We start from the raw sequence: 4,320 nt of genomic DNA on the forward strand, positions 1-4,320 counted from the left end.
TGATATACGCTGAATTATCAGGAGACTTTCCCTTGGGAGATTCTAGGCAGCCAACTTATAAAAGTCTTCGGCCATTTGATTTGGTGTCTTAAAACCCAAACCCTTTTGAATTCTTCGATGATTATAAAATAATTCAATGTATTTTATAATATCTGCTTTGGCTTCTTCTCTGGTTTGATAGTTGTAATGATGCACTAACTCATTTTTCAGTATTCCCCAAAAGCTTTCAATCGGTGCATTATCGTAACAGTCTCCGCGCTTGCTCATTGAACCTTGAAAACCATATTGCTCAAGTATATTTCGATATTCATGGCTGCAATATTGACTTCCTCTGTCTGAATGCACAATCAGTTCTTTGGTTGGTTTTTGATTGTGAATAGCCATATTTAGCGCATTACAAACAAGCTGTGCTGTCATGCGCTCATTTAAGCTATAGCCAACCACTTGTTTCGTGTAAAGGTCTTTTACCGCTGCTAAGTACAGCCATCCTTCAACAGTCCATATGTACGTAATATCACTTGACCATGCTTGATTTGGTCTAGTCATTGAGAATTGTTGCTCCAGCAGGTTTTCATAGATCGCTCGATTATGGTCACTATTCGTAGTCCTTTTAAAACGCTTGTGTCGCTTACAATACAGGTGGTTCAGCGCTTTTATCTGACGTACAGCGTACATACTCATTTTTATGCCCTGAGCTTGTAAGTATTTGGTTAATCGAATATAACCATAGCTCTGCCTTGTCTCCTCATGGGCTATTTTCACCAATATCGTCTGTTGATTTCGTTGAATCGTTCTTTTGCTCACGCCTCTCTTGAGCCAATCATAAAAACATGAAACTGAAACATGAAGTAATCGAGCCATTAAGGTAATTGGAAAAGAATATCTTTTTTGTTTCATATAGGCGTACCTTACTGACTTTCTTTGGCAAAGTACGCTGCTGCCTTTTTTAAAAATTCACGTTCCATTTCAGCTATTTTGAGCTGTTGTTTGAGTTTTTTATTTTCTTCGAGTAGAGCGTTTAGATCAGGTGAATACTGTTTTGTACCTGCTAAAGTTCCAGCCTTTGCTTTGGTATTCCAATTTGAAAGAGTTTGCATTGAAATGCTAAGTTGTCTAGCTGTTTCCGAGACATTGCCTTGATTGGCTTCAATTAATTTGATGGCTTCAGCTTTAAATTCTGTGGTGTAAGTCTTGTGTTTCTTGCTCATGGTAAACTCCTGATGAGTGTGTTTAGTTTACCAAGTTAAAACCTCCTGTTTTTTCAGCACACATCATTGAGTCCCATATCCAAACCCTTTTAAAGCTGGTTTTAATGCACAAGCTATAAAGTTTCCACTTTTTTTATTCATATCTACATGATTAATTTTTAAAGTATGTACTTTCATCTCAACACTAGCAATATATGGATGAAAAAAAATACCTCCATCAGAACCAAAAAAATTCACTGTTATAAAATTTTGAAAGTGTCTTGCATGTTCAATATTAGTTGTATCAAAATAACCTAATATTCCATTATTATCAGACTTAGCTGAAATTCTTGGTATCATGCCTATCTTTAATTCATTATTTGATAAAAGGGAACCTGTCCCTATTTCAAACAGCTCACCTATTTTAAACTCTCCCCACTTAACCCCAGCTAGTTTATGGTTAAGCAAGGTATCTACTTTCCCAGTTTACTATTCTCCTTAATATTTCCTTTAATAAGACTACTAATTTCCCATGCTAAGTAATCTCCAACAGTTTTTTTGAAATCCTCAATTGTTGGCTTAGTATCTATAGGTGCTATTTGATTCCAATCCGCTCCATTTTCAGGATCTATAGTATTTTCATGATATTCATTATTACTCAAAATTTTAAGTTGACTTCTCCCAAAACGGACTAATTTCACCAACTCATCATAACGTTCTCTGGCATTATCAGTATCTTTAAGATTATTACTCGCCTTTTTACGGTTAGTTCTCGTATACCCATCATTGGAAAAATCAATAAATTTTACCATTTCATCTGGATGATGAGGTTCATTAACTTTAAAAACATATATATAAGTCTGAACGTTTGCTTTACCTATAAATAAATCTATTGGCATTTTTATACTTGCTACTAGGGTATTTTTTTCAAAATTCTTTTATTATATTCAATAGCTTTACCAGAACCTGCTGAGCCTTGTATGATAATAGCTGCATAGCCTTTTTCCATCATACCCAGTGCTTTTTCCACAAAATTCATTCCATTGCCATTAACTGAATAAGGCGGGTTTAGTACAAACGCATCGGCCGGAAACTTTTTATCTGTATCACCAAATCCATATTTCCCATCAAAATCATTTAATGAGTCTTTATTTAAAATATTAGAGCTACCATCTCCCATTAAAATCATATTTAAAATTGCCAACATATAAACACTTGAAAGCAGTTCTAGACCTAGAAGTTGTTCAGCTTTAATTTCTATCTCTTTTTGATAAAGTTCATCTGGGGAGGTAATTTTCTTTTTTGCATCAACTAACATTTCATTCATTGCTGCAACTAATAGGCCAGCTGAACCAGTAGCAAAATCCCATACATACGAGTCTTTATTAACTCTAGCTAATCTTACAAGTAAAGTTGCTATATAAGAGGGTGTTAATACTACATCATTTAGTTTATCTTGAGAAAAACCCAACCACCCATACATTTCATTGAAGAGCTTACCAGTGAAATCAGTTGTTAAACCAATCTTATAATATATACCTAAATCATCTACAATTTTAGAAAAGACACGTTTAAGCTGACTCTCTCCACTTTGAACTTTATTAATGTTTTCTGTTGTAAGCGTGTTCTCCAATGTCCTAACAATTAAATTTTTCTTTTCTTCCGGAATTTCTTTTTCTTTCAAAAAAGCTTTTATTTTTCTTATTATAATATCACCATCACGGTTACCTACTTCATTTAAAGATTTCAAATCTGACTTTTCTAAAGGTGCAACTTTTCCTGGTATACCAAGTGTAGCAATAATAGATGCTGCAACAAGATAAACGCGGTCATTCTCTCCAAGCCCTTTTTCATTATGATAAATATCATTATTTAATTTAACCAGACTAATATCAATTTCACGTTCACGTTGTGCTTTAAGCCGATCTAAATCCTCTTGAGATAAACTTAGTGTTTTGACTTTTTCAATAAAATCATCAAAATGCTGTGGAGCTAAAAAAGAAAAATCTGAATATACACCTACTTTTTGTCCTGCACCTAAATTGGATTTAGAAACATAATAAACACCTATTTCATGAATAATTTTTCCACTTTCATTCCTATACCCAGTCATACCAATAGCAATAATATCCGTATAGCTTGGCAGAGTAAAACTTGAAGTGCGACATAAACCACCTAATTAATTTAAAGGGTTTATGGAGTATATAAAATTGTCATACCATCATCTTAACTTTGAAGATCGTACTGCATTAATGCTTGAGTCAAGAAAAGAAGGCTTTTCAGCCAGAAAATTTGCTGAACTCATTAAAAGACATCCTAGTACGATCTATCGTGAGCTTAAAAGAAATAGCATCAATGACGTTTATCAAGCTCGATATGCTTCTGATAACACCTTCGCTAGACGTAGACGTGGTCACAGAAAACTCAAAATCGATTCAATCCTCTGGAAATTTATTGTTGAAGCGATCCGTTGTTTATGGTCTCCTCAGCAAATAGCAAAGCGTTTAAAGACATTTCCTGATTTGGATCAAACAATGAATGTAAGCCATACAACGATTTATTCAACGATACGAGCATTACCCAAGGGTGAGTTGAAAAAAGACTTATTATCCTGTCTGCGTCATGAAAATAAAAAGCGAAAAGCTAACGGTGAACCTAAAAAAGATTCTATATTACAGGATATTAAAACTATTCATGAGCGCCCAGCCGAAGTTCAAGAAAGAAAAATACCGGGTCATTGGGAAGCTGATTTAATTAAAGGTAAAGACAATAAAAGTTCGATAGCAACACTTATTGAACGAAATACACGGCTCTGTATCTTGGCAACATTACCTGATGCAAAGGCAGAATCAGTGCGCAAGGCTTTAACTGAAGCTCTGAAATATTTACCTGCAGAACTGCGTAAAACGTTGACCTATGACCGTGGACGCGAGATGTCAGAACATAAAATACTCGAAGAAGATTTAGGCATAGATGTATATTTCTGTGACCCACATTCACCTTGGCAAAAAGGCACATGCGAAAATATGAATGGTTTAATTAGGCAATATTTACCTAAAGGGATTGATTTAAATCAGGCAGATCAGCATTATTTAAATCAAGTTGCCATGTCACTGAATACTCGTCCTAGAAA

The 4,320-nt window shown here is 34.6% G+C and carries 5 protein-coding genes; 1 reads left to right on the top strand and 4 read right to left on the bottom strand.

Annotation, left to right across the window (positions count from 1 at the left end):
- Nucleotides 1-42: 42 nt before the first annotated feature.
- From MKL51_RS17875 to MKL51_RS17890, 4 genes are all read right to left on the bottom strand, one after another.
- Nucleotides 43-1,208, bottom strand: a protein-coding gene (locus MKL51_RS17875) for an IS3-like element ISAba22 family transposase (protein ID WP_085944217.1) whose coding sequence is annotated in 2 segments (ribosomal slippage) — nt 43-950 and nt 950-1,208 — 1,167 coding nt in all. Because the reading frame shifts where the segments join, the coding sequence is not laid out codon by codon here.
- A 63-nt stretch (nt 1,209-1,271) separates the two neighbouring features.
- Complete coding sequence (locus MKL51_RS17880; protein ID WP_270904380.1) at nt 1,272-1,655, bottom strand: restriction endonuclease subunit S; 384 nt, start codon at nt 1,653-1,655, stop codon at nt 1,272-1,274.
- Nucleotides 1,656-1,660: 5 nt separating this feature from the next.
- The gene (locus tag MKL51_RS17885; RefSeq protein ID WP_019767906.1) at nt 1,661-2,086 is read right to left on the bottom strand and encodes a hypothetical protein; all 426 of its coding nucleotides are present in this window, start codon (nt 2,084-2,086) and stop codon (nt 1,661-1,663) included.
- Nucleotides 2,087-2,100: 14 nt separating this feature from the next.
- Complete coding sequence (locus tag MKL51_RS17890; RefSeq protein ID WP_228716639.1) at nt 2,101-3,300, bottom strand: HsdM family class I SAM-dependent methyltransferase; 1,200 nt, start codon at nt 3,298-3,300, stop codon at nt 2,101-2,103.
- 82 nt (nt 3,301-3,382) lie between these two features.
- Between MKL51_RS17890 and MKL51_RS17895 the strand changes: the two genes are divergently transcribed.
- Nucleotides 3,383-4,320: IS30-like element ISAba125 family transposase (locus MKL51_RS17895; protein ID WP_079396101.1), on the top strand; the 938-nt coding region annotated here is incomplete at its 3' end.

The sequence above is a fragment of the Acinetobacter sp. AOR18_HL genome, from assembly GCF_027855145.1.
Classification (GTDB): Bacteria; Pseudomonadota; Gammaproteobacteria; order Pseudomonadales; family Moraxellaceae; genus Acinetobacter; species Acinetobacter pittii.